30 protein-coding genes are annotated in these 22590 nt (G+C 73.4%); 14 read left to right on the forward strand and 16 right to left on the reverse strand.

All coding sequences use genetic code 11. The annotated features are described in order from the left end of the window. Positions 1–23: 23 nt before the first annotated feature. The 8 genes from ACLE50_RS00860 to ACLE50_RS00895 all read right to left on the reverse strand — a co-directional run bounded on the left by ACLE50_RS00860 (position 24) and on the right by ACLE50_RS00895 (position 4570). Complete coding sequence (locus ACLE50_RS00860) at positions 24–623, reverse strand: alkaline shock response membrane anchor protein AmaP (protein WP_410941389.1); 600 nt, start codon at positions 621–623, stop codon at positions 24–26. Then, entirely contained in the window at positions 623–1165 is a 543-nt protein-coding gene (locus ACLE50_RS00865) for a DUF6286 domain-containing protein (protein ID WP_410941390.1), read from the reverse strand. Before ACLE50_RS00865 ends, ACLE50_RS00860 begins: the two co-directional genes overlap by 1 nt. Further along, complete coding sequence (locus ACLE50_RS00870; protein ID WP_410941391.1) at positions 1162–1575, reverse strand: Asp23/Gls24 family envelope stress response protein; 414 nt, start codon at positions 1573–1575, stop codon at positions 1162–1164. The genes ACLE50_RS00865 and ACLE50_RS00870 overlap by 4 nt, the downstream gene beginning before the upstream one ends. Before the next feature lie 5 nt (positions 1576–1580). Continuing rightward, the gene (locus tag ACLE50_RS00875) at positions 1581–1829 is read right to left on the reverse strand and encodes a hypothetical protein (protein ID WP_410941392.1); all 249 of its coding nucleotides are present in this window, start codon (positions 1827–1829) and stop codon (positions 1581–1583) included. Further along, positions 1826–2374 carry an Asp23/Gls24 family envelope stress response protein gene (locus tag ACLE50_RS00880; RefSeq protein ID WP_410941393.1) on the reverse strand — a complete coding sequence of 183 codons (549 nt, stop codon included), beginning with the start codon at positions 2372–2374 and terminating at the stop codon, positions 1826–1828. Before ACLE50_RS00880 ends, ACLE50_RS00875 begins: the two co-directional genes overlap by 4 nt. Positions 2375–2572: 198 nt before the next feature. Beyond that, positions 2573–3040 carry a hypothetical protein gene (locus ACLE50_RS00885; protein ID WP_410941394.1) on the reverse strand — a complete coding sequence of 156 codons (468 nt, stop codon included), beginning with the start codon at positions 3038–3040 and terminating at the stop codon, positions 2573–2575. Positions 3041–3146: 106 nt separating this feature from the next. After that, positions 3147–3851 carry a methyltransferase domain-containing protein gene (locus tag ACLE50_RS00890; RefSeq protein ID WP_410941395.1) on the reverse strand — a complete coding sequence of 235 codons (705 nt, stop codon included), beginning with the start codon at positions 3849–3851 and terminating at the stop codon, positions 3147–3149. 137 nt (positions 3852–3988) lie between these two features. Next, a complete protein-coding gene (locus ACLE50_RS00895; protein ID WP_410941396.1) occupies positions 3989–4570 on the reverse strand; it encodes a L,D-transpeptidase in 582 nt (193 codons plus the stop codon). 373 nt (positions 4571–4943) lie between these two features. Here ACLE50_RS00895 and ACLE50_RS00900 point away from each other — a divergent pair, with 373 nt between their 5' ends. Continuing rightward, positions 4944–6128, forward strand: a complete 1185-nt coding sequence (locus ACLE50_RS00900) for a L,D-transpeptidase (RefSeq protein WP_410941397.1) — start codon at positions 4944–4946, stop codon at positions 6126–6128. A gap of 87 nt (positions 6129–6215) precedes the next feature. Here the strand turns inward: ACLE50_RS00900 and ACLE50_RS00905 are convergent, their stop codons facing one another. After that, entirely contained in the window at positions 6216–6542 is a 327-nt protein-coding gene (locus ACLE50_RS00905) for a putative quinol monooxygenase (protein WP_410941398.1), read from the reverse strand. 349 nt (positions 6543–6891) lie between these two features. Between ACLE50_RS00905 and ACLE50_RS00910 the strand changes: the two genes are divergently transcribed. The 7 genes from ACLE50_RS00910 (at position 6892) to ACLE50_RS00940 (ending at position 12061) form a co-directional block, all read left to right on the forward strand. Further along, the gene (locus ACLE50_RS00910) at positions 6892–7857 is read left to right on the forward strand and encodes a hypothetical protein (RefSeq protein ID WP_410941399.1); all 966 of its coding nucleotides are present in this window, start codon (positions 6892–6894) and stop codon (positions 7855–7857) included. A gap of 196 nt (positions 7858–8053) precedes the next feature. Next, positions 8054–9052 (forward strand): hypothetical protein, encoded by a 999-nt coding sequence (locus tag ACLE50_RS00915; RefSeq protein ID WP_410941400.1) that lies wholly within the window; start codon positions 8054–8056, stop codon positions 9050–9052. Positions 9053–9119: 67 nt separating this feature from the next. Continuing rightward, positions 9120–9644, forward strand: coding sequence for a PadR family transcriptional regulator (locus tag ACLE50_RS00920; protein ID WP_410941401.1), 525 nt, complete (start codon positions 9120–9122; stop codon positions 9642–9644). Between the two features lie 76 nt (positions 9645–9720). Then, the gene (locus ACLE50_RS00925) at positions 9721–10107 is read left to right on the forward strand and encodes a hypothetical protein (RefSeq protein WP_410941402.1); all 387 of its coding nucleotides are present in this window, start codon (positions 9721–9723) and stop codon (positions 10105–10107) included. Between the two features lie 72 nt (positions 10108–10179). Further along, positions 10180–10812, forward strand: a complete 633-nt coding sequence (locus ACLE50_RS00930; RefSeq protein ID WP_410941403.1) for a class I SAM-dependent DNA methyltransferase — start codon at positions 10180–10182, stop codon at positions 10810–10812. 35 nt (positions 10813–10847) lie between these two features. After that, positions 10848–11231: a hypothetical protein gene (locus ACLE50_RS00935; protein ID WP_410941404.1), complete on the forward strand. Its 384-nt coding sequence runs from the start codon at positions 10848–10850 to the stop codon at positions 11229–11231. A 491-nt stretch (positions 11232–11722) separates the two neighbouring features. Beyond that, positions 11723–12061 carry a transglycosylase family protein gene (locus ACLE50_RS00940; protein ID WP_410941405.1) on the forward strand — a complete coding sequence of 113 codons (339 nt, stop codon included), beginning with the start codon at positions 11723–11725 and terminating at the stop codon, positions 12059–12061. 99 nt (positions 12062–12160) lie between these two features. Here ACLE50_RS00940 and ACLE50_RS00945 read toward each other — a convergent pair whose 3' ends face one another. From ACLE50_RS00945 to ACLE50_RS00955, 3 genes are all read right to left on the reverse strand, one after another. Further along, a complete protein-coding gene (locus tag ACLE50_RS00945) occupies positions 12161–13042 on the reverse strand; it encodes an alpha/beta fold hydrolase (protein ID WP_410941406.1) in 882 nt (293 codons plus the stop codon). Between the two features lie 91 nt (positions 13043–13133). Continuing rightward, positions 13134–14039: an alpha/beta hydrolase gene (locus ACLE50_RS00950; protein WP_410941407.1), complete on the reverse strand. Its 906-nt coding sequence runs from the start codon at positions 14037–14039 to the stop codon at positions 13134–13136. 54 nt (positions 14040–14093) lie between these two features. Then, positions 14094–14774, reverse strand: a complete 681-nt coding sequence (locus tag ACLE50_RS00955) for a nuclease-related domain-containing protein (protein ID WP_410941408.1) — start codon at positions 14772–14774, stop codon at positions 14094–14096. A gap of 62 nt (positions 14775–14836) precedes the next feature. Here ACLE50_RS00955 and ACLE50_RS00960 point away from each other — a divergent pair, with 62 nt between their 5' ends. Continuing rightward, the gene (locus ACLE50_RS00960; protein ID WP_410941409.1) at positions 14837–15316 is read left to right on the forward strand and encodes a DnaJ family domain-containing protein; all 480 of its coding nucleotides are present in this window, start codon (positions 14837–14839) and stop codon (positions 15314–15316) included. Between the two features lie 126 nt (positions 15317–15442). On the opposite strand, the gene ACLE50_RS00965 is transcribed toward ACLE50_RS00960, so the two are convergent. From ACLE50_RS00965 to ACLE50_RS00975, 3 genes are read right to left on the reverse strand one after another with little or no spacing between them, the layout of a single operon-like run. Further along, positions 15443–15934: an SRPBCC family protein gene (locus ACLE50_RS00965; protein ID WP_410941410.1), complete on the reverse strand. Its 492-nt coding sequence runs from the start codon at positions 15932–15934 to the stop codon at positions 15443–15445. Continuing rightward, positions 15912–16250: an ArsR/SmtB family transcription factor gene (locus tag ACLE50_RS00970; protein ID WP_410941411.1), complete on the reverse strand. Its 339-nt coding sequence runs from the start codon at positions 16248–16250 to the stop codon at positions 15912–15914. Before ACLE50_RS00970 ends, ACLE50_RS00965 begins: the two co-directional genes overlap by 23 nt. A 46-nt stretch (positions 16251–16296) precedes the next feature. Continuing rightward, entirely contained in the window at positions 16297–16785 is a 489-nt protein-coding gene (locus tag ACLE50_RS00975) for a DUF1707 domain-containing protein (protein WP_410941412.1), read from the reverse strand. Positions 16786–16952: 167 nt separating this feature from the next. Here ACLE50_RS00975 and ACLE50_RS00980 point away from each other — a divergent pair, with 167 nt between their 5' ends. The 3 genes from ACLE50_RS00980 to aroQ are packed head-to-tail and all read left to right on the forward strand — an operon-like array spanning position 16953 to position 19359. Next, a complete protein-coding gene (locus tag ACLE50_RS00980; RefSeq protein WP_410941413.1) occupies positions 16953–18125 on the forward strand; it encodes a sensor histidine kinase in 1173 nt (390 codons plus the stop codon). Positions 18126–18172: 47 nt separating this feature from the next. Beyond that, positions 18173–18841, forward strand: coding sequence for a response regulator (locus ACLE50_RS00985; protein WP_410942226.1), 669 nt, complete (start codon positions 18173–18175; stop codon positions 18839–18841). Positions 18842–18885: 44 nt separating this feature from the next. Continuing rightward, positions 18886–19359, forward strand: a complete 474-nt coding sequence (aroQ, locus tag ACLE50_RS00990; RefSeq protein WP_410942227.1) for a type II 3-dehydroquinate dehydratase — start codon at positions 18886–18888, stop codon at positions 19357–19359. An 88-nt stretch (positions 19360–19447) separates the two neighbouring features. Here the strand turns inward: aroQ and ACLE50_RS00995 are convergent, their stop codons facing one another. Next, a complete protein-coding gene (locus tag ACLE50_RS00995; protein ID WP_410941414.1) occupies positions 19448–19852 on the reverse strand; it encodes a VOC family protein in 405 nt (134 codons plus the stop codon). Between the two features lie 116 nt (positions 19853–19968). Here ACLE50_RS00995 and ACLE50_RS01000 point away from each other — a divergent pair, with 116 nt between their 5' ends. Then, on the forward strand, positions 19969–20958 hold the full coding sequence (locus ACLE50_RS01000) for a Gfo/Idh/MocA family protein (protein WP_410941415.1): 990 nt from the start codon (positions 19969–19971) through the stop codon (positions 20956–20958). Between the two features lie 110 nt (positions 20959–21068). Further along, complete coding sequence (locus ACLE50_RS01005) at positions 21069–22535, forward strand: peptide MFS transporter (RefSeq protein ID WP_410941416.1); 1467 nt, start codon at positions 21069–21071, stop codon at positions 22533–22535. The last annotated feature ends 55 nt before the right edge of the window (positions 22536–22590 follow it).

Below are 22590 nucleotides of genomic sequence, written 5' to 3' on the forward strand. Positions count from 1 at the left end.
CAGGCCCGGCAGCCGGGCCGGGTTCAGCCGACCCGGGCGCGGCGGTCGTCGGTGGCGAGGCGGAGCAGCAGCTCGGTCCGGCCGGGCTCGGAGCCGATCGCCTCGCGCAGCCGCGGCAGCGCGTGCTCGGCGATCCGGGCACGCAGCGCGGTGAGGTCGGCGGCGGCCTCTGCGGTCACGTCGAGCTGCACCCGCGGCCGGTGCTGTTCACCGACCAGGACCGCGGAGGCCCGGCGGACGCCGTCGTAGGACCGCACGTCTGCGGCCAGGGCGTCGGCGACCCGGTCGGAGTGCATCCGGGTACGGCCGGTGTCGCGGCCGTCGACGGGCTCGGCGGGCAGCGCCCACTCACTCGTCCTCGGCTTCCGGCGGCCCTGGGCGAGCAGCCAGCGCAGCGCCAGCAGCCCGACCACCACCCCGGCGACGACGGCGAGCCACGGCCACCAGTCCGGTGGGTCGGGCGGAGCCGGCAGCAGCGGGGCGGCCGGGTCGGGGACGCCGGGTACCGCGGCGAGCAGCCCGGTGCCGAGCAGCAGGACGGCGGCGCCGACCAGCAGCAGGACCAGGCCCGAGAGCGCCAGCAGGGTCCGGTTGAGCCGGGCCGGAGGATTGGGCGCGGGCATCAGGACCTGCCCTTCTCCGCCGACACCGACGCGCTCACACGGGGGCGGCGGGCCGGGCCGATGGCGTCGAGCCGTTCGGTGACGGCGGTACGGACGTCGTCACGCAGGCCCGTGGGGTCGCCGAACACCGAGCGGGCGCGGACCGTCGCGCGGCGGCGCCCGGACGTCGCCGAGGCGCGCCCGATGCCGTCCACGCCGTCGGCGGCGTCGGCGAGGGCCTTCTCCAGGCTGCGGCGGGTGACCCCGGCGGCGACCCCGCCGTCGTCGTCGACGGGGGCGAGCGGCAGCACGGTCGGGCGGCCGGGCCGCAGCGCGACCACCAGCAGCACCAGCCCCACCAGTGCGACGACCGCGCCGGCGACCAGCGCGAGCGGGTCGGCCGGGGACGTGGCCGCGACACCGTCGGCGAGCGTGCCGAACGGCAGCACGGGTGCCTGGGCGAGCAGCAGCTGCACGCTGCCCACGACGACGAGCACGCACACCACCAGCACGGCGAGCGCGACGAGAATCGCGGCCGGGGTGCGGCGCGGACGCCGGATCATGCGAGCTCCCTCCCGGTCCCGGGCTTCCGGGCGGCCGGATCATTGAGTGCCGACACGACGATGTCGCAGCGGGTCACCTCCAGGCCGGTCAGTGCGTGCACTCGTTCGACGGTGTGCGCGCGGGCCCGATCGCAGGTGGCCGCGACCGGGCTCGGGTAGACCAGCGGGACCTGTGCGGACAGCCGGACCGACGACCCGACGACGTCGGCGTCGACCTTGGTCCTCCCGCTCCGGTCGACGCCGTCGACCTCACCCAGCGCCGCACCGGCGATCTTCTCGACGACGCGGTCGGCGACGTCGACGCGGCCACGGCGCTCCACGAACGCGTCCCGGCCCAGGACGATCTCCCGGGTCGGGGTGTCGTCCGCGGGTGGCGGCTGGGGTGGGACACCGGGGACGGCGCCGGTCACGCCGGTCACCGGTCCCGGCCGCGCCCGCCGAGCCCGGCGCGTTCGCCCAGCTCACCGAGTGCGGAGAGGTCGAGGCCGCCGTCGAGGTAGCGGCCCACCGCGAGCCCGATCACGCCGAGCAGCGCGGCGGCGAGCAGGCCGAACAGCCCGCCCAGCGCCCAGGCGATCCCGAGGAGCAGTCCGGTGAGCAGGCCGGCGGTGGTGTACCGCGCCGGCCTCCGCCCGTCGGCCGGCCGCTCGGCGTCCGGACTCATGCGACCCGCGGGTTGCTGGTCTCGATCTTCTGCTGCTCGTCGTCGGTGCCGTCGTCGTCGGAGGGCAGGTGGACGTCGTCGACGGAGATGTTGACCTCGACGACCTCCAGGCCGGTCATCTGCTCGAGCTGGCCGATGACGTTGCGGCGCACGGCCTTGGCAAGCTCGGCGATGGCCACGCCGTACTCGACGACGACGTTGATGTCGACGGCGGCCTGCTTCTCCCCGACCTCCACCGACACGCCCTGGGAGGCGTTGGTGCTGCCGCCCGGGATGCGCTCGCGCAGGGCGCCGAACGCGCGGGCCGCGCCGCCGCCGAGCGCGTGGATGCCGGGAACCTCGCGGGTGGCGAGGCCGGCGATCTTCGAGACGACGGTGTCGGCGATCCGGGTGCTGCCGTGGTCGGACTGCAGTGCCGACGGCGTGCCGGTCACGGCCGGGGCCGCGCCGGTGCCGGTGGGCTCGGGGCTGCCGGTCGAGCCGGACGTGGCGGTCGATCCGGCGCCGCCCTTGGTGCCCTTCGTGGTGGGCTCGTTGCTGCTCATCTGACGCCTCCTGCGTGTCTCGCCCGGGCCGCCGGGTGCGGCGGTCCGGCTGCTGTTCGCCGGTGGCCGGGGCCGGTGGCGGCCGACGGTCGCCCTCGGCCTCCCCGGCCGCATCGGCCGACACACGTGGGAGGCGCGGATTCACCCGATCCTCACGCCCGCATTCGGGTGAGCTGCATCACAGTGTGCGCGAATGGCTCATTCGGGCGGGAGCCCGATCGTCCAGCCGGTGACGTCGCGCAGCGCGACCTGCCAGCAGGCGGGCGCGGTGTAGTTCGGGTCGGCGTCGGCGGACGGGACGATCATCGCGTTGACGAAGTAGATCCAGTGGATGCCGTCGGCGGGGACCTCCCGGGAGGCGTTCCCGCGCTCGCCCGCCATCTCGTCGAACATCGCGGCCATGGACTGGGCCGCGACGTTCTGCGGGTCGTCGCCGGTGAGATCGCGCAGCTGCTCGCCGAGCTGGTGCAGCCATGTCGCCGGATGCACGGCGTTGCCGAACACGAGTCCGGCCGGGGTCGCGACGGTGAGCGGGACGCTGTTGTGCTCGTCCCGGTAGGTGACGGAGAGGACCGCCTGCAGGTAGCTCGGTGCGCTGAGCTCGGGGATCGTGACCACCCGCCGGGCGTCGGTCACGTCGGCGGGATCGTTCGCGTCGACCGTCATGGTCTCGGACGGTAACGGTGTGTCACCAGCTCGGGACAGGTCCAGGTCGCCCTGACGAGAACACCCGAACGGTCCAGCGGTGCTGCGCTGTCCGGCGCAGCGACGGTTAACGCCGACGCGCGCCGGTCGGCTGGTCGGCCGGTGCGGTGCGCGGCGACGGCACGGCCGACGGCCGGAGCGGGGCCCGGTCCGCGGGGCGCCGCACGACGTCGAAGCGGGCGTCCGCACGGTCCTGGCGGACCGGGGTCTCCATCCCGCGTCCGAGCGCGGTCGCGTGCAGCTCGTCGTGCACGCGGTCGGCCGCCCGCTCGCCGTCGCGGGAGCACTCGGCGCGGCGGTGGTAGGCCAGCAGCAGTCCGCCGGGGCGCAGCATGTCCAGCAGGGTCCCGACGTGGTCACCGAGACCGGCGGGGTCCCAGTCCTGCAGGGTGTCCGCGCAGACGATCAGGTCGAACGTGCCGCCGGGCAGGTCCCCGGGCAGGTCGCGCCGCTCGAACGTCGCCGCCGGGGCGCGCCGGGCGGCCCCGGCCAGGGCCGTCGCGTCCCGGTCGACGCCGACCAGGGCGTCGGCGTGCGCGGCCAGCCGCGGGGTGAGGGCGCCGTCGCCGCAGCCGACCTCGAGGGCCCGGTCGAAGTGCTGCCCGGACAGGGCGTCCATCAGCGTGCCGCAGCGGACCTGCTCGCTGGGGCCGAGGCCGACCGCGTAGGCGGGGGCCCGCTCGTGGCCACGGGCCCGGGCGGCGGCGTACCGGGCGCGCCGGGCGGCCCGGCGGACGACGGCGCCGGCGCGACCGGAAGAGCTGTCCACCATCGATTACTCCGGTTGGGCGTCGTCCGTCAGGTCCGTTCGCCGGAAGGCGTGTTGGTGTCTCGCGTCCGGGCCGGGTTCGTTACCGGCAGCCGGTCGCTCGACCCGATCGGAGCAGCTCGTGCCCCGGTCGGAGGGGATCAGCGGCGCGGGGGCGGGGGCGGCGGAGCCTTGCGCGCCTTGGCCTCCTCGGAGGCCCGCACGACCTGCACCTGGTCGCCGATCTGGAGGTAGTCGAACCAGGCCTTCGCGTCGCGGTCGGCCAGGTGGATGCAGCCGGCCGAGGACCGGTTCGGCGAGCCGCTGTGGAAGGCGATGCCGCCGTCCTCGAAGAAGGTCGACCACGGCATGGGTGCCGGGCGGCCGTCCGGGGTGCGGGACTCCTTGCTGACGTGCTTGGGGTCCTTGCGGTAGACGCGCAACGAGTGGCCGATCGGGGTCTCCTGGCCGTTGCCGCCCGAGGCGATCGCGACGGGCCCACGGACGACCTTGCCGTCCTTGATCAGCCAGGATCGCTGGGAGTCGAGGTCCACGCAGGCGCGGGCGCTGACCGAGCACGGGGTGCCCGGGACGAGCGGCTGGGCGCGAGCCTTGTCGGCCGCGGGCGAGCCGGCGAGCGCGCTGCCGGCCAGTCCGACACCCGCCACCGTCGCAAGCCCCAGGCCGAGCGCCGCCAGGCGCCGCGTGCGGCGGGGAGCGGGCTGCTGCCGGTCGGGGTTCATCGCACTCCTGTTCCTCTGCACCGCCGTCGACGATGACGGTGCGGTTGGCCCATCTCGGGGGTGATGGGCACGTCCTCCTCGGAGGACGCCCGGGCCACGGGTCGGGTTGCGTCGAGTCGGCGATCTTTTCGGGGAGACCGCCGGGCTCCGGTCGGACCAGTGTGCCGCGGCCGTACGACGTAGTAAACGGCGGGGTTGCGCTGCAGCTGGTTACACCGGATGTCCGACCGGTCACGCTCCGGCCACGGTGTCCGGGAAGTCCGGTCCCGGGATCGCAAAATCCGGGTTCCCCGGCGGGGCGACTTCCGCACACCACCCGTTCGCGGGATCATGACGGCGGTGAGCCGGTCAGGGTTCCGGCGGAGGGGGAACCGTGAGGGCTGCTCGGGTGGGGCGCAGGACGACGACGGCCGCGATCGCGACACTGGTGGCGTTGCTCGCCGCGACGGCGGGCTGCACCGACGGCGGTACGCCGGGCCCCGGCCCCGAGGCGCCCCCGCCTGCCCCGGCGACGGTCACGGCGACCCCCGCGTCCGGTGACCGGGTGGCGCCCGCGCTCCGGCCGAGCGTGCACGTCGAGTCCGGCACGCTCGACCAGGTCGCCCTCACCGGCGACGACGGCAAGCCGCTGCCCGGCACGTTCTCCCCGGACCACCGGACCTGGACGGCGACGGCCGCCCCCGCGTTCAGCCGCGGCTACCGCTGGTCGGGCACCGCGACCGGTGCCGACGGCGGGCAGGTCCCGGTCGCGGGCGGCTTCCGTACCGCGACGCCCGGGACGCTGCGCAAGGCCCGCTTCGGCATCGCCGACAACACCACCGTCGGCGTCGCCGCCCCGGTGATGCTGCAGTTCGACGGGAAGATCAAGAACAAGGCGGCGGTGCAGAAGGCGTTGACCGTCGCGACGTCGAAGACGAACGAGGGGGCCTGGGCCTGGCTGCCCGACACCGCCGACGGCTCCCGGATCCACTACCGCACCCGGTCGTACTGGACGCCCGGCACGGTGGTCGACACGAAGGCCGCGCTCTACGGCGTCGACATGGGCGACGGCGTGTACGGCGCCGAGGACCTGACCAGTCACCTGACCGTCGGCCGGTTCCAGGTGACGAAGGCGAACTCGAAGAAGCGCCAGCTCGTCGTCTACCGCGAGGGCAAGGTCGTGCAGCGGGCCCCGGCGAGCTTCGGCATGGGCGACGACCTCAAGCTCGTGACCCGCAACGGGATCCACGTCGTGTCGAACAAGCAGCCCGAGGCGTGGCTGTCGAACCCGGCGTACCACTACGCCAACATCTACGTCCGCTGGGCGGTGCGGATCAACAACAACGGCGAGTTCGTGCACTTCAACCCGATGACGCTCGATGCGATCGGCCAGCAGAACCTGACCCACGGCTGCATCAACGTCAACGAGAAGAACTCCCACCAGTTCTACAACTCGTCGCTGGTCGGGGACCCGGTCGAGGTCTCCGGCGGCCCGGTGAACCTCTCGGCGTCCGACGGCGACATCTACGACTGGGCGATCCCCTGGAAGAAGTGGGTGAAGATGTCGGCCCTGAGCTGACACCGGCCTGAGCCGACTGACGCCGACCGCACACGACGGCGCCGGCACCCCGTGGGGTGCCGGCGCCGTGGCGTGTCGGGGCGCGGGTCAGTGCGGGGTGACCTCACCCATCTCGACCCAGGCGTCCTTGCCGTCCTCGCTCTGGAAGTTGATGAGCGGCTTCTCCGGCACGACGCTGCCCATGAAGTCGAAGAACTTCTGCGCGTGGTCGGTCTTGACGTGCGCCTCGCCTGCGGCGCTGTCCTCGAAGACCTCCACGATCACGAACTCGTTCTTCTTCTCGAAGTTCTCGTGGTAGTCGAACGAGATGTTGCCCGGCTCGCTGTTCACGTCCTTCTTGTACTGCGAGATGCCGGACAGCCACTCCTCGCGCTTGTCCGGGCGGATCTGTGCCTTCAGCACGATCAGGATCACGGGGACCTCCGGTTCGGTCGTCGGGAACGTCGCAGGCGATCGTTCCACGGATCGGGGACGGTGTGCGTCTCGATCCTGGACGCCCGGGGCGCCACATGCCTCAGCCGAACGACGCGGTGTCGATCACGAACCGGGGGTGGGTCGCCGCGGCGGCCGGCTCGGCCCGTGGGAGGACCGGGCCGGGGGTGAACGGGACCGCGGGAGGATCCGCGGGCCGCCGGAGCCGACCTAACGTCCCGGGCGTCGGAGATCGGGACTCGGAAGTGGGGCGGCGATGGTGCAGACGGCGGCACGGGCGACGGGCGGGACGGCCGGGGCGGACCCGGTGCGGGCACGCAGACCGTGGTGGGTGACGACGCTGTGGGGGCTGCACGCGCTGCTGCGCTTCCTGGTCATGTGGTGGCTGTCGGGCTACGCCTTCTCGAAGCTCTTCCTGGCCCAGATGGAGCGGCTCGACTACTCCTGGGCTCTCTTGACGGTCGGTGAGAAGAGCCCGATGGGGCTGCTCTGGCTGTTCATGGCCTACTCGCCGGTGGTGCAGTTCCTCGCGGGGCTGGCCGAGCTGGTCGTGGTCCTGCTGCTGGTGTTCCGGCGCACGGCCTGGCTCGGTGGTCTGATCGGTGTGGTCGCGCTCGGCACGGTCTTCCTGCTCAACCTGACCTTCGACGTGCCGGTGAAGCAGCCCGCACTGGCCGGGACGATCGCGCTGCTGCTGATCGCGGCGCCGGAGCTGCCCCGTGTCGTACGGTTCCTGGCGGGCCGCCCCGCGGCGGGGACCGCCGGGTCGCCGGCGCTGCTGCCCTGGCCGCGCGCCCGGGCGGTGACCCGCCTGCTCAGCCCGGTGCTCGGGCTGCTCTTCGTCGCCCACCAGGGGTACGGCGCCTGGCAGGAGACCCCGCCGCCGAGCCGGATCGACTCGGCGCTGCCCGGCGTCTATCGCGTGCTCGGCGACCGGTCGACGGTCGCGGCCGGTGACCGGTGGACGCAGGTCGCGATCGGGCAGTGGACCCACGCTGACCGCGACGGCGCGGGGACGATCTCCGTGCGGGCCGCCGACGGGCGGCTCCTGGCCGGCTCCTACCGGCCGGTGCGCGACGGCGTCGTCGCCGCGTCGCTGGACCCGTTGCTGCTCCCCGGGGACCCCGCCGCGGACCGGCCGTCGCAGCAGCTGGAGCTGACCTGGTCGGCGCGGCCGGACGGCACGGTGACCCTCACCGGCGGCGGGCAGGACATGACGCTGGCATCGGACCCGGTCCAGCGGCTGCTCTACGACCGCGGCTTCTCCTGGGAGATGGGCTCCTACGTCAACCGGTGAGCCCGCGCCGGCTCGGTCTCCCGGAGGGGGCGCGAGGTCCGGAGATCGGTCGTGAGGAGGATCCGCCGCGAGGGGGTGTCGCCCTACCGTCGGGGTGTCCGGAACTCGGGGTGGGGGGACGACGATGGTGGACACGGCGGCACGGGCGGCGACGACGGAGATCGAGGGTCCGGCGCGGGCACGCAGACCGTGGTGGGTGACGACGCTGTGGGTGCTGCACGCGCTGCTGCGGTTCGTGCTGATCGTCTGGCTGTCGAACTACGCGTTCGCCAAGCTCTACCTCGGCCAGATGCAGCAGCTCGACTACTCCTGGGCGCTCACGACGGTCGGTGAGAAGAGCCCGATGGGGCTGCTCTGGCTGTTCATGGGCTACTCGCCGGTGGTGCAGTTCCTCGCCGGGCTGGCCGAGCTGGTCGTCATGCTGCTGCTGGTGTTCCGGCGCACGGCCTGGCTCGGCGGGCTGATCGGTGTGGTCGCGCTCGGCACGGTCTTCCTGCTCAACCTGACCTTCGACGTGCCGGTGAAGCAGCCAGCACTGGCCGGGACGATCGCGTTGTTCCTGGTCGCGCTGCCCGAGCTGCCCCGGGTGCTGCAGTTCGTGACGGGGCGCCCGGCCGCGGGGACCGCGGGGTCGCCGCCGCTGCTGCCGTGGCCGCGGATCCGGCGGGTGACGCGGTGGGCCGACCCCGTCCTGGGGCTGGTGCTGGTGGTGTTCCTGGGCTGGTCGCAGTGGCAGTGGCAGTCCCCGAGCGCCCGGATCGACTCCGCCCTTCCCGGTGTGTACCGGGTGGTGTCGGACCGTTCCACGGTGCCGGGCGGCGAGCGGTGGACCGAGGTCGCGCTCGGACAGTGGACCCCGACCGCCGCGATCGAGCTGCCGGGGATCAACTGGGAGAACGGGTCGGCAGGCGTCCGGACCCGGACCGCCGACGGGCAGCTGCTCAAGGGCCGATACCACCTGGTGCGCGGCGACGGCGTCGCGATGACGCTGAAGCCCGACGTCGTTCCCGATGATCCGGCCGCGGGCCGGCCGCCACAGGATCTCGAGCTGCGCTGGTCCGCCCGCCCGGACGGAACGGTCACGCTCACCGGTGCCGGGCGCGACCTGGTCCTGGTACGGGACCCGAACCGGACGCTGCTCTACGACCGAGGCTTCTCCTGGAACCTCGGCGACGACGCCGCCGTCAACCGGTGAGGTCCGCCGGCCGGTGACACGGCGACCGGTGGCACCGGCTGCGGATCGCGCTGCCTAGGCTGGGGCGATGCCCCTCCCGCGGCTCGGACTGGCGGAATGGACGGTGCTGGCGCTGACCGCCGAACGGCCGGTGCACGGCTTCGCCATCGCCGCCCTCACCGCGTCCGACGGCGAGATCGGCCGCGTCTGGCAGATCCCGCGCCCGGTCGTCTACCGGGCGATCGGGCGGCTGGTCGAGGCCGGGCTGATCACCGCGGGCGCCGTCGAGACCGGAGGCGGGCCGCCCCGCACGCTCTACGCGGCCACCGGCCAGGGCGACGAGCTCGCCACGGAGTGGCTGCTCACCCCGGTCGCGCACGTCCGGGACCTGCGCTCGGAGTTCCTGCTCAAGCTGGCCGTGCTGCACCGGCGCGGCACGGACCCGTCGCCGCTGGTCGCCGGGCAGCGAGCGGTGCTGGAGCCGATCGTCGCCGCACTGCGGGTCGAGCAGGACGGCGCCGACGAGTTCGACCGGGCCCTCGTCGCCTGGCGCCGGACCTCGGCGGAGGCGGCGCTGACGTTCCTCGACGAGCTGGCGCCGCCGTCGTCCTGAGACGCCGGTTCCTCGTCGTGCCGCCTCTGCGGTGCCGGAGAGGTTCCGCAGGCACCGCGCCGGGTATGACCGCTGCATGCCCCGACCTGACCTGACCTGGATCCCGCGCCTGCTCGGCGCCGCCACCGCCGGCTACAGCGTGGCGATCGCCGCCAAGCCCGACCTGTTCCTCGGCCCGACCGGGCTCGACTCGGAGGACGCCGACGGCAAGGGCGTGACGCTGACCCGGGCGATCGGCGGCCGCGACCTCGCGTCCGGCCTGGCGATGCTGTTCGCCCCGGCGGGCACCCCGCTGAAGGTCGCGATCGCCGCACGGGTCGGCGCCGACGTCGCCGACCTCGCGATCCTCGGCTCGCAGCTGCCCGACCGCGACACCCGGGAGAAGGCGACGATGGTCGCCGCGGGCTGGGGTGCGCTCTGCGCCCTGTCGATCCTGGCCGCGGACAAGCCGGCGCGTCGCTGACCCGTGGTGGGCGGGGCACGCATCCCGCGTCGCGCATGTGACACCGCCGTCGCGGTGGACCATGATCGGTGGATGGCCACGAGCACCGGGGGCGACCCCCACCTGGAACGCGCCTACACGCTGGGCGGCCCTGACGATGCCCGCGCCTTCTACGACGAGTGGGCCGACACCTACGACGCCGACCTCACCGGTGCGGCGCAGGGTTACGTCGCGCCGGCCGGGACCGCGCAGGCCGTCGTCGATGCGGCAGGCACCGACATCGAGGTCCTCGACGCCGGCTGCGGCACCGGCCTGGTCGGCGTCGAGCTGAACAGGCTCGGCGTCACCACCGTCGACGGCCTCGACCTGTCCAGCGGCATGCTGGAGAAGGCCCGCGCCACCGGCGTCTACCGCGAGCTGGCCGAGACCGACCTCACCGCCGCGCTGACCCTGCCCGACGACCGCTACGACGTCGTCGTCTGCGTCGGCACGCTCACCCACGCCCACGTCGGGCCGTCGGCGCTCGCCGAGTTCGCCAGGGTGATCCGCCCCGGCGGCTACCTGGTCGCCACCGTCCTCGACGACGCCTGGGTCTCCGGCGGCTACCGCGCCGAGGTCGACCGGCTCTGTGCCGCCGACGTCCTGGAGGCCGTCTCCATCGGCGTCGCGCCGTACCGGGCGGGGCAGCAGGTCGACTGCCGGCTGCTGGTGCTGCGGGTGCGCTGATCACCATCGGCGCGGGGCGGGCCAGACTGTCGGTCATGTCCGCCACACCCGCGCCCGGTGCCGGGACCCGCACCGGCCGCCGGATCCTCGCCGTCCTGCTGGTCCTGGCCACCGCCGTGCACGCCCACCAGGCGGTCGTCGCCGGTGACCTGGCGACGACGGTGCTCGACGGCCTCGTGGCGATCGGCGCGCTCGTCGCGCTGGTGCTGATCCTGCTGCGCGGCGACGACGCCCGTGTCCTGCTCGCCGCGGCCGTCGTCGGCGGGGCGGGTGTGGCGCTGTTCCTCGTGCCCGGGCTGATCACGGTGTCGCGGGGCGGGATGTGGCAGGCGTGGCTCGATCCGTGGGCGTTCGGGGCCCTGTTGTGTGACGCGATGACGGTCCGGATCGCGGTCTTCACGCTCCGCCGGGCCGGCTGAGAGACCGGCCGGGAGCCGTCCGCGCGACCCGGTCGCAGGGCCGAAACATCTCCGGAACGAAAGCAACTTCGCCCCGCGTAGACGATCCGTGACCAGCAGATTCGGTCTCTGACCTGGGAATCGTCGCGTTACCGTTATCCCGGTGTGATAGGTCACGAGCGCGTTTCTTGACCCGATCTCGGTCCCTGCCGCACCTTCGTTGTCGCTCCGCCGCGACCGGCGGGGTCGCCCCGCGCCGCAGACCGGCCGGGGGTACACACCGAAGCGCCGGAACCACCACGCCAGGACGGCCCCGTCCCTTGGTTTCCGGTCAGTCGACCTGCACAGGCGGGACGGGGTCGCGGGCCACGAGCCTCATAGCGCTCGTGATGAAACACCGGACGTCGCTCCCCGCGTCGGACGGGCGCCCGGAAAGTCGTGGGTCTGGATCCAAGGTGACGAAAAAAATGAGCAGCACTCGCATGACCTCCCGTGGGCGTTTTGTCGGTTCCGTGACCGCCGCCGTGCTGGCGTTCGGTGCCCCGATCGCCATGGCCGGCACCGCGAACGCCGCCCCCTCGACCCCGACCAAGTCCGCGGCGCAGTCCGTGCCGACCAGCACCTGGGACAAGCTCGCCCAGTGCGAGTCCGGCGGCGACTGGAGCATCAGCACCGGTAACGGCTTCTCCGGCGGGCTGCAGTTCACGCCCTCCACCTGGAAGGCCTTCGGCGGCTCCGGCAGCCCGACGAGCGCCAGCAAGTCCGAGCAGATCGCGGTCGCCAAGCGCGTCCTCGCCGAGCAGGGCTGGAAGGCCTGGCCGGCCTGCTCGAAGAAGCTCGGCCTGCGCTGATCTTCTCGAGCCGCTGAGCCCGGACGCCGGGCTCGCAGCCACCGACGGCCGGTGGCCCCGTTTGGGGCCGCCGGCCGTCGTCGTGCGCGGGGTGGGTGGTCAGCCCGTGCGGGCCGGGACCACCCGCTCCAGCCAGCCGACCAGTTCGCCGACGACCTCGTCGCGGTTGGTCTCGTTGAACACCTCGTGCCGTGCGCCGGGCCAGACGGTCAGCGTGACGTCGTGCAGCCCGGCCTCGTGGTAGCGCTCCAGCATCGGCTCGACCAGGGCGAGCCCGCCGTTGAGCGGGTCGTGCTCGCCGACGACGAGGTGGATCGGCAGACCGCCGGGCAGCCGCTTGAGCGTGCGGGTGTCGGCCAGCGGCCGTGCCCCGGCGAACATCGCCTGCGTGCCGGGCAGGTCGAGACCGAACCCGCAACGGGTGTCGCCGACGTAGGCGTCGACCTGGGCCGGGTCGCGGGAGAGCCACTCGAACCCGGTCCGCTGCTCGAACGGCGCGTTGAACGACGACAGGTCCAGCGGCTCGGAGAGGTCGAGCCCCTGCTCCATGAGGTCGAGCAGCGCGGTGCCGGACAGCACGACCGCGTCCGGCGGGGTCGCGTCGCGCAGCAGGAACTGCTGCACCGCGAACGAGCCCATGCTGTGCCCGAGCAGCACCAGCGGGACACCCGGGTGCTCCTCGCGGGCGATCTCGCCGAGCACGCCGATGTCGGCGACGAGCTGGTCCCAGCCGTCGTCGCCGAGCACGCCGTAGTTCTCCGGGGAGCCGGCCGTGGCCCCGTGCCCGCGATGGTCCTGGGCGTACACCGCGAAGCCGCAGGCGGTGAGCACGTCGGCGAGCGCCACGTAGCGCAGCGCGTGCTCGCCCATCCCGTGCGTGAGCTGGACGATCCCCCGCGCGGGTTCGTCGGGGATCCACCGGTACGCGGTGACGACGACACCGTCACGACCGGTGAAGGTGAACGTCTCGGTCTCACTCATACCGCGCACCACCTCGTGCTGGGGACGACCTGGGTCGGATCGTCCGTCACGGGGTGTCGTGCGTCAACGGCCGGGATGCTCGGGTGGCGCCTTATTCCAGGGCGGTGCGCAGCCAGTCCAGGGACCGGTCGGTGAACTCCCCGGCGATGCGGGTCCCGGCGGCCCAGCCGTCGAAACCGTGCGGGGCGCCGGGCACGACGTCGGTCTCGACCAGAACCCCGGCGTCGCGGAGCCGCTCGGCGTAGGCGAGGTCCTCGGCGTGGAACAGGTCGATGTCACCGACGCCGATCCAGGCCGGTGGCAGGCCCGCCAGGTCCTCGCGGCGGGCGGCGACGGCGTAGGGCGGCACGGTCTCGGCGCCCGGCTCGGCGCCGAGGTAGCTGCGCCAGCCGACCAGGTTGTTCTCGTTGTGCCACACCCGGTGCCGGGGCCGGTCGAGGTCGCGCCGGGCGGCGGTGCGGTCGTCGAGCATCGGGTAGAAGAGCCACTGCGCGGCCGGGACGAGGCCGCCCTCGTCGTGCAGGCGCTGGGCCAGCGCCGCGGCCAGCCCGGCACCCGCGCTGGCCCCGCCGATGGCGAGCCGGTCGGGGTCCAGTCCCATCCGGTCGACGGCACGGACCAGCCAGTGCCAGCCGGTGTGGCAGTCGTCGAGGGCGGCCGGGAACGGGTGCTTCGGCGCGAGCCGGTAGTCCACCGACACGACCGTGATGTTCAGCTCCGCGGCCAGCTCGCCGCAGCGGCCGTCGTCGAGCAGGTTCGAGCCGAGGACCAGGCCGCCGCCGTGCAGCCACAGCAACGCCGCGCCGTCGTGCCGGTCGGGCTCGTGCACCCGCAGCGCGGGCGGGCCGGGGACGGTGGTGGCGCGGACGCCGTCGACGGCCACCGGCCGCCCGCGTCGCGAGAGGCGTTGCAGGATCGGGAGCAGCCGCCGGTTGCCCAGCGGGAGCGACGGGACCCGCCGCAGCAGGCGGCGCAGTTCGGGATGGATCGGCGTCATGCGTGGTGCCCTCCACGGCTCCGGTCGTCTCGCGACGATCATTCCCGACGGTCGTCAGCGCCAGCACTCCGCCCACCGTGCGACCTCCCACGCCTCGGCGACCTCGCGCGGGCCCAGCACTCGTGCCATCCCGCGCAGCGCCGGGACCAGCGCGGTCTCGGTCGCGACGACGACGTCGTCCGGCCAGCGCCGCACCCGCATCGTCGCCCCGACCAGCGCCACGACCGGCCGGATCGGTATCTCGGAGCCGAGGCCGAGGCGCGGGAGCAGCAGCTCGCGCACCCGCTGCGCGTCCCTGCGGGCCCGCGGGACCGCCTCGGTCTCGACACCCGCGACGACCAGCCGGTCCCCGTCGAGCAGGACCTTCCGCTCCCGGTGGTGCCGGGTGCCGATCACGCAGATCCCGGGCGGCCCGATCAGCACGTGGTCGAGGTCGCTGGCGCCGCCGTCGAGCGGGATCGAGTGCAGCACCCGCCAGCACGGCGGCCGGTGCAGCAGCCGGTCCGCCCGGGTGCGCCCGGTCAGCGGCCGCAGCAGCTCCGCGGTGCGCTGCTCGCCGTCGGCGCCGAGCCGCCAGTTGCGGTCGGTCGCGCCGGACTGCCGGACGCGGGCGGCCTCGTGGCCCACGTGACGACCGGGGTAGTGGTCGGACAGGTCGACCGCGGTGTCGATCGGTGTGCTGTCGGTCGGTGCGGACTCGATCGGTGCGGTGTCGAGCGGTGCGGAGTCGGTCATGGCGGGGAGTGTGACGGCGACCACCGACAGTTTCGCCTATCCTCGGGAGCGGGGTGGTGGTCATGAGCAGGCCAGATCCACGTTTCGAGTCGCCGGTCGACCGGTCGATCCGGGAGGCCACCGAGCGCGGCGACTTCGACGACCTGCCCGGCAAGGGCAAACCGTTGCCCGGCGCGGGCACCGTCGGACCCGTCGACGAGAACTGGTGGGTCCGCGGCTACGTGCGGCGCGAGGGGCTGTCCTCGGAGGCGTTGCTGCCGCCTTCGGTGCAGCTGCGCAAGGAGCTCGACCGGATCGACGAGACCTGCGCACGCTTCGTCGACGAACGCCGCGTCCGCGAGCACGTCGCCGAGGTCAACTCCCGGGTCGTCGACCACATGCGGTTCCCGTCCGGGCCGCGGGTCCCGATCCGCAAGCTCGACGCCGACGAGATCGTGGAGCGCTGGCGTGCGGCACGCGCCCCGCGGCCGGCGCCCCGGCCGGAGCCCGTGCCGGAACCGGCGCCGCGCCGGGGCTGGCGGTCGCGGCTGCGCCGCTCCTGACGCCCCCGGTACGCCGCGGCACTCCGCCGGCGCCCTGTGACTCCGCCGGCGCCCCGTGACTCCGCCGGCGCACCGTGCGGGGGCGGGGCCCGTCCCGTCGCGCGGGTGGCAGGCCGGGGCACGGACTCAGGCCGTCGAGGCCGGGCTCCGCGGCGCGAAGTGCCCCGGCGCCGGCAGCGGCCGGCCCGTCTCCAGCAGCGTCTTCAGCGCCGCGAAGATCGCGGGCCAGCCCTCGCCGACGTTGCGCACGTCCTGCGCGCCCTGCTCGTCGTCGGTGAAGCCGGTGTGCACGACCTGCAGCTTCACGGCCTCGTCGCCGAACGGCGAGATCGTGAACTCGACCGTCGTCGGGGCCCGGCCCGCGGCCTCCTCGGCCTTCCCGGTGAACGTGTACGACAGCCGGTGCGGCGGCTCGACGGCCAGGATCGTGCCGATGAAGTCGTCGCGGTCGGGGTGTACCGCCTCCAGTGGGCTTCCCACCTCCCAGGTCGAGGTCAGCTCCGCGCCACCCCAGTACTGCATCGTGAACTCGGGCGTCGTCAGCGCCCGGAACACCTGCTCCGGCGTCGCGCGGATGTAGGTCGTGTAGACGTAGCTACGGTCGCTCGTGCTGGTCATCGGGCTCCTCCAATGCCGCGCGCAGGCGTGTCACCGCCTGCACCCGGCTGCGCTCGAACTTCCCGATCCACCGGTCGTGGATCTCCTGGATCGGTACGGGATCGAGGTGGTGGAGCTTCTCGCGGCCGCGCCGGACGGTCGACACCAGTCCGGCGGACTCCAGCAGTGCGACGTGCTTGGACACGGCCTGGCGGCTCATCTCCAGCCCGGCACACAGCTCGGCGAGCGTCTGCCCACCACGCTCGTGCAACCGGTCCAGGACGCGCCGGCGGGTCGGGTCCGCGAGGGCCCGGAACACCGTGTCCAGATCGGTCACGCCGACGATTATGCAACCTTATGGTTGCGTGTCAACGGCGGACCGGTCAGCGCAGCTCCTCGGGCACGGTCTCGTCCGGCGAGGGCTCGCGGTCCGCCCGGCGCAGGTGCACGAACAGCGTCAGCAGCATCAGGAACACCGGGAACAGGGGGAAGAACGGCCCGCGCCCCGGCCCCGGCCCCGGCATCGGATCCATGAGCAGCCAGCCCACGAACATCAGGGAGAACAGCGACGCGATCACCCCGGCGTGCACGAGCACACGCCGCCGGGCGGCCGGAGTCAGCGGGCCGCGGCGCGGCCGGTGCCGGTGCGGCCGGGGCAGGTCCGCGACGAGCGGGACGAGGTCGGCGCGGGTGCGGGCGGCGTAGGCGGCGGCCTGACGCTCGTCCGCCTCGGACATGGCCAGCCGCCCCTCGGCGGCGGCCTCGCGCAGCCGTGCGGCGACGTGTTCGCGCTCGGGGTCCGAGGCCAGGACGGCGGAGCCGGCGGACGGGACGGCGGGTTCGGTGGCGGACGGTGTCTCGGGAGTCGTCATGACAGCCAGCGTGGCCACCGGGCCGGGCCGGCGCGTCCGCCCCGGGAAGCCGGTTCGACTGCGACCTGCGCGGCAGCACAACCTGTGCTGCTACTCCCGGGGGAGTACGCGAACCGGCACCCTGTGACGGACGCCGGTCCCCGGCGATCCGGTCTAGCGTGATGGCCGTGCGCACCGAGGTCCGGCCTGGTCGCACGGCTCCGTCCTGGTGGGGCGGTGTCGTGCCGACCCTCGTCGTGCCCGCACTTGTCGCCCTGCTCACCGCGGGCGGGACGGCGTTCACCCTGTTCGCCAGGGCCCGGTACCTCGGCGCGCCGCCCCCGTTCGACGGCCTGGCCGTCGTCCTGCTCGCGGTCGGCCCGGTCGCGCTGGTGTTCCGGCGGGCGAACCGGGTCGCGGCGCTGGCGGTCACGGCGGCCGCCGCGGTCCTCTACGTCGGCCTCGGGTACCCGGCGAACCCGGTGACCGCGCTGGCGCTGGTGGTCGCGCTGGTCTCGGCGGTTGCGGCCGGACTGCATCACCGGGCCCTGGCGGTGGTCGTCGCCGCGGCCGCGGTGCTGGTCGGCTGGCTGCTGTTGACCGGCCGTGGCGTGCCCTGGGAGGCGGTCGCGCCGCTGTCCGCGTGGCTGGTCGCGGTCTTCGCCGCCGGGGCGCTGTGGCGGGTCCGCCGGGAGCGGATGGCGCAGGCCCGCCGCGCCGCGGAGGAGGCCCACCGCCGCCGGGCCGGCGAGGAACGGCTGCGGATCGCCCAGGAACTGCACGACGTTCTCGGCCACCACGTCTCGCTGATCAATGTGCAGGCCGGCGTCGCCCTGTTCCTGCTCGACGACGATCCGGAGCAGGCCCGCACGGCGTTGACCGAGATCAAGCGGGCCAGCCGGGACCTGCTGCGCGAGATGCGGTCCACCCTCGGGGTGCTGCGCGCGGTCGACGAGGAGGCCCCGCGCCTGCCGACGCCGGGGCTGGACCGGCTGGAGGCACTGCTCGACGAGACCCGCTCCGCCGGGCTCCCCGTGGAGCACCGCACCGAGGGCGAGCCGCGGCCGCTGCCGACTGCGACCGACCTGGCGGCGTACCGGATCGTGCAGGAGTCGCTGACCAACACCCGCAGGCACGCCGACGCCGATGCCGCCGTCGTCACCGTGCGGTACCTGCCCGACGAGCTCGAGCTCACCGTCGACGACGACGGCGCCGGCCCCGGTGTCGCTCCGCCGGAGGGCACCGGCCTGGCCGGGATGCGCGAACGCGCCCGCTCGGTCGGCGGCCGGCTCGACGCGGGCCCGGGGCCGGCACACGGGTTCCGCGTCCAGGCGCTGCTCCCGGGCAGGGTGGAGGCATGAACGAGGTGGAGGCCGTACGGGCCGCGGAGCGCGAGCAGGGCGGTGCCGTGATCAGCGTGCTGCTGGCCGACGACCAGTCCCTCGTCCGCTCCGGCTTCCGCGCGCTGCTCGGCTCCCAGCCCGACCTCGACGTCGTCGCCGAGGCCGCGGACGGCGCCGAGGCCGTGGCCCGGGTCCGCGAGCACCGCCCGGACGTGGTGCTCATGGATATCCGCATGCCCGGCACCGACGGCCTCGCCGCGACCCGCGATATCACCGCCGACGAGCGCCTGGCCGGGGTGAAGGTGATCGTGCTGACCACCTTCACCGACGACTCCTACGTCTTCGAGGCGATCCGCGGCGGCGCGAGCGGGTTCCTGGTCAAGGACGCCGAGCCGGGCGACCTCATCCACGCCATCCGGGTCGTGCACGGCGGCGAGGCACTGCTGGCACCCGGCGTCACCCGCACCCTGATCGCCGAGTTCGCCGCCCGCTCCCGCGGCGGCCCGGCCGCGGACGGGCGGCTCGACGTGCTCACCGACCGGGAGCGGGAGGTACTTGCCGCCGTCGCCGCCGGACGCTCCAACGACGAGATCGCCACCGAGCTGCACATGAGCCCGACGACGGCGAAGACGCACGTCAGCCGCACGATGAGCAAGCTCGGCGCCCGCGACCGGGCCCAGCTCGTGGTGATCGCCTACGAGTCCGGCCTCGTCCGGCCGGGCTGGGCCGGCTGAACCACCGGCTCGGCGCCAGGGTCCCGGACGACGGAGATGGCAGGATCGGCCCCGTGACGACGGTGTACGTGTTCAACGGTCCGAACCTCAACCTGCTCGGCACCCGAAAGCCGGAGGTCTACGGCACCGCGACCCTGGCGAGCGTCGAGGAGCTCTGCCGCGCCACAGCCGCCGGTCACGACCTGGAACTGGACTTCCGGCAGACCAACCACGAGGGCGACCTCGTCGAGGCGATCCACGAGGCCGGCGCCGCGGTCAAGCGCGGCGAGGCCCTCGGCGCGGTGATCAACGCCGGGGCCTGGACCCACACCTCGCTCGCCCTGCACGACGCGATCGAGGGGGCCGAGCTGCCGGTCGTGGAGGTGCACATCTCGAACGTGCACGCCCGCGAGGCCGTCCGGCACCACTCGTACCTCTCGCCGGTCGCGGCGGGGATCGTCGTCGGGTTCGGCGTCGACGGTTACGCCCTGGCCATCGACGGCCTGGTCCGCAAGCTCCGCCCGGTCCGCTCGGCCTGAGCGAGCGGACCCGCGCGGCCGGTCGGCCTGAGCCGAGCGGATCCGCGCGGCCTGCCGACCGGGGACGGCACCGGCCGGAGAACGACGGTCAGCCCTCCACCGCGGCCGGGTCCATCCACACGAACTCCCACCGGTGCCCGGTCGGGTCGTCGACGCTGCGCCCGTACATGAAGCCGTGGTCCTGGGTGTCCCCACCGACGGTTCCACCGTTCGCCAGCGCGGCGTCGGCCAGCCGGTCGACCTCGTCGCGGCTCTCCACCCCGAGCGCGTTGATCTGCAGGCACGTCGTCTGCGGGTCACCGATCTCCTTCTTGGTGAAGTCGGCGAAGCGCTCGCGGGTCATCAGCATGATCACGATGGCGTCGCCGACCACGAAGGACGCGGTGTTGTCGTCGGAGAACTGGGCGTTGAAGGTGAAGCCGAGGCCGGCGTAGAAGGTCTTCGACGCGTCCAGGTCGGTGACCGGCAGGTTCGGGAAGATCATGTTCGGCATGGCGGGCTCCCGGTGCTCGTCGGCGCCGGGGCTCCGGTGCCGTTCGAAGGTGCAGACCCCGATCTCGCCGGGGACTCATCGATCGTCACGAAGATCTTTCCGGCAGGATCGTCGGCATGACCGTGAAGTGGGGAATCATCGGACCGGGCCGGATCGCCGACAACGTCGCGCCGGACTTCGCGCACGTCCCGGACGCCGAGCTGGTCGCGGTCGCGTCCCGCTCGACCGACCGGGCGACGGCGTTCGCCGACAAGCACGGCATCGGCCGCGTCCACACCGGCTACCAGGCGATCCTCGACGATCCCGAGGTCGACGTCGTCTACATCGCGACCCCGCACCCGCAGCACCGCGGACAGGCGCTGGCCGCGCTGCGGGCCGGCAAGGCCGTCATGGTCGAGAAGGCGTTCACCGTCAGCTCGGTCGCCACCCGGGAGATCGCGGCCGTCGCCCGCGACCGCGGGGTCTTCGCGATGGAGGCCATGTGGACGCGGTTCTTCCCGGCGATCGTCCGGATGCGGGAGCTGATCGCCGAGGGCGCGATCGGGGAGGTCCGCTCGGTGCAGGCCGACCTCGGCGTCCGGAACCGGACCGAGGCCGACGACCGCTTCTTCTCCCCGGAGCTGGGTGGCGGTGCGCTGTTCGACCTCGGCGTCTACGTCATCTCGTTCGCCCAGATGGTCCTGGGCAGCCCGTCCGCCATCGCCGCGAGCGGCGCACTGGCTCCGACGGGCGTCGACCTCGAGGAGTCGATCCTGCTCGGCTGGCCGGACGGCCGCAGCGCCGCGCTGCAGGTCAGCCTGCAGTGCGCCATGCCGGGATCCGCGATGGTCATTGGCACCGACGGCTGGATCGAGGTGCCGCCGCGCTTCCACCACCCGGACCGGATCGTCGTCCACCGGCACGGTGCCGACGCCGAGGAGATCGTGCTGCGGGCGGCCGGGCGCGGCTACACCCACGAGATCGAGGAGGTCACCCGGCGGATCGCCGCAGGGGAGACCGAGAGCCCGGTGATGCCGCTGGCCGACACCGTCGCGGTGCAGGACATCATGGCGGCCGTCGCGGACCGGCTGGGGATGGTGCCGGAGGAGGGGCCCGCATCGCTCTGACCTCCGGTTACGGCCACGCTGCGAGGTCTCGTCGTCGCAGGTCGTTGCTGTGAGCAAACAATCTCCGGCGAACTCTTTACGCGGGGGCTACCAGCGGGTAGACCGGCCCGGTGACCGACCTCACCGCTTCAACGCCGCGCCGGGAGAAGACCTTTCTCGGCCACCCGGCTCAGCTCAGCACGCTGTTCGGCGTCGAGATGTTCGAGCGCTTCTCGTTCTACGGCATGCAGGGAATCCTGCTGTACTACATGTACTTCGCCGTGACCGAGGGCGGACTCGGGATCAACGAGGGGGTCGCAACGGGCATCGTCGGTGCCTACAGCGGCACCGTCTACCTGTCGACGATCCTCGCGGCCTGGACGGCGGACCGGCTCTTCGGTCCGGAAAGGGTCCTGTTCGGCAGCGCGCTCTCGGTGATGGCCGGGCACATCGCGCTGGCCCTGATCCCCGGCGGGGCCGGGCTCGCGATCGGCCTCGTGCTCGTCGCGTTCGGCAGCGGCGGAGTGAAGGCCAACGCCTCCACCATCCTCGCCACGCTCTACGGCCCGGGCGACGACCGGCGCGACGCCGGTTTCTCGATCTTCTACCTGGGCGTCAACATCGGGGCCTTCCTCGGCCCGATCCTGACCGACGGGCTGCGCGTGGTGGCCGGTTTCCACATCGGCTTCGGCCTGGCCGCCGTCGGTATGGCCATCGGCCTGACCCAGTACTGGTTCAACCGCCGCAAGCTCCCCGAGTCCGGGTTCCAGGTGCCGAACCCGCTGCCGCGAGCGGCCCGGGCGCGTGCCCTCGCCGTGGGCGTCGGCGTGCTGGTCGTCATCGCGGTGCTGCTGCTGACCGGTGTCATCACGGCCAACCGGCTGAAGTGGATCGTGTTCGGCGTCGTCATCGTCGCCGCCATCAGCTACTTCACCCTGCTGCTGCGCAGTCCGAGGGTGGACCGGGTGGAGCGGCGCCGGGTGGTGGCCTTCATCCCGATGTGGCTGGTCAGCGCCGTGTTCTGGGCGATCTTCCAGCAGATCTTCACGGTGCTGGCGATCTACTCCGAGAAGCGCCTGGACCGGTCGGTCTTCGGCCTCTTCGAGATGCCCCCGGGCTGGAGCCAGTCCATCGAGCCGATCTTCGTCATCCTGCTGGCCGGCGTCTACGCGACGGTCTGGACCAAGCTCGGGCCGCGCCAGCCGTCGTCGCCGCTGAAGATGGCCATCGGCACGATCATCATCGGCCTCGGCTTCCTGGTCTTCATCCCGTTCGCCGGCACCGGCGCCAACGGCACCCCGCTGCTGGTCCTCGTGCTGATCATGCTGATCTTCTGCCTCGGTGAGCTCATGACCTCGCCGGTCGGACAGTCGCTGTCCACGAAGCTCGCGCCGCAGGCGTTCCAGACCCAGATGGTCGCGCTGTTCTTCCTGTCGGTGTCGCTGGGCTCGGTGCTCTCCGGGCTGCTCGCCGACTACTACACCCCCGAGAACGAGGTCGCCTACTTCGGCATCACCGGCATCGTGGCGATCGTGGTCGGCCTGATCGTCATCGCGATGATTCCCAAGATCAAGGGCCTGATGGAGGGCGTCCGCTAGCCCCGAGCAGGCGAAATTCCTGTGTCGTCGAACACGGGTTCGAGCTGTCCCCAGC

Source organism: Pseudonocardia phyllosphaerae (genome assembly GCF_046546475.1).
Classification (GTDB): domain Bacteria; phylum Actinomycetota; class Actinomycetes; order Mycobacteriales; family Pseudonocardiaceae; genus Pseudonocardia; species Pseudonocardia phyllosphaerae.